At 71.3% G+C, this 1,274-nt stretch carries 1 protein-coding gene; it reads right to left on the minus strand.

The window, feature by feature from the left end:
- Positions 1–1,066, minus strand: a 1,066-nt coding sequence (locus tag A5696_RS10355; RefSeq protein ID WP_067877423.1) for a replication-associated recombination protein A, incomplete at its 3' end; no start/stop codon positions are given.
- Positions 1,067–1,274: the final 208 nt, after the last annotated feature.

Genomic DNA, 1,274 nt, shown 5'->3' on the forward strand with positions numbered 1-1,274 from the left:
TGACGGCGTTCGACTTGGGCGCGGTGGCCAGGTGGATGGTGGCGTGCGCCAGCGTCAGCTGGGCCTCGGGCAGGCCGATCAGCTGCACGGTCTGGGCGGCGGCGACCGCGGTCGGCAGCGCGGTCGGGTCGGCCAGGCCGACGTCCTCGCTGGCCAGGATCATCAGCCGGCGCGCGATGAACCGCGGGTCCTCCCCGGCGACGAGCATGCGGGCCAGGTAGTGCAGCGCCGCGTCGACGTCGGACCCGCGCACCGACTTGATGAAGGCGCTGATGACGTCGTAGTGCTGGTCGCCGTCGCGGTCGTAGCGCACCGCCGCCTCGTCCAGGGACTGCTCGATGGTCTCGACCGTGACGGTCTCGTTCGCTTCGGCCGCGACCTCTAGCGCGGTGAGGGCGCGCCGGGCATCGCCGGCGGCCAGCCGCACCAGCAGGTCGACGGCCTCGGGCGTCACGGCGACCTTTCCGCCCAGCCCGCGGGGGTCGTCGATGGCGCGCTGCACCACGGCGCGGATGTCGTCGGACGTCAGCGGGCGCAGCTGCAGGATCAGCGACCGCGACAGCAGCGGCGCCACCACGGAGAACGACGGGTTTTCGGTGGTTGCGGCCACCAGGAGCACCACCCTGTTCTCCACCGCGGAGAGCAGGGCGTCCTGCTGGGTCTTGGAGAACCGGTGCACTTCGTCGATGAAAAGGACGGTCTGCTCGCCGTTGAGAAGCGCCCGGCGGGCCACATCGATCACGGCCCGAACGTCCTTCACCCCGGCCGACAGCGCCGACAGCGCCTCGAAACGGCGGCCGGTCGCCTGCGAGATCAGCGCGGCCAGCGTCGTCTTTCCGCTGCCCGGCGGCCCGTACAGGATGACCGACGCCAGGCCCGAGCCCTCGACCAGGCGGCGCAGCGGCGATCCGGGCGCCAGCAGGTGGTCCTGCCCGACCACCTCCTCCAACGCCGCCGGCCGCATCCGCACGGCCAGCGGCGCACCCCCCGACACGCCCAGGCCGTCGCCGGTTGTCTGCGGTGCGCCGGGGAGGTCAAACAGACCGTCGGACACGGTTTTAGGCATACCACGCCGGGGCGACGGGGTGGGCCGCCCGAGCCTGCGTGAAATCAATACGCGCACCCGGGCCAGTTATTTGCTAAGTTCCCCCTGAGTTTGCGACGCGCGTGCCCACAAGTTGAGTCCAACAGCTAGGACGGACATGAGCCAGCCTCCCGAGTACCCAGGCCAGAACGTCCCGCCGGGCGGAAGCCAGAACCCACCCGGATACCCG

It is taken from the genome of Mycobacterium sp. E2699, from assembly GCF_001666745.1.
Taxonomy (GTDB): Bacteria; Actinomycetota; Actinomycetes; order Mycobacteriales; family Mycobacteriaceae; genus Mycobacterium.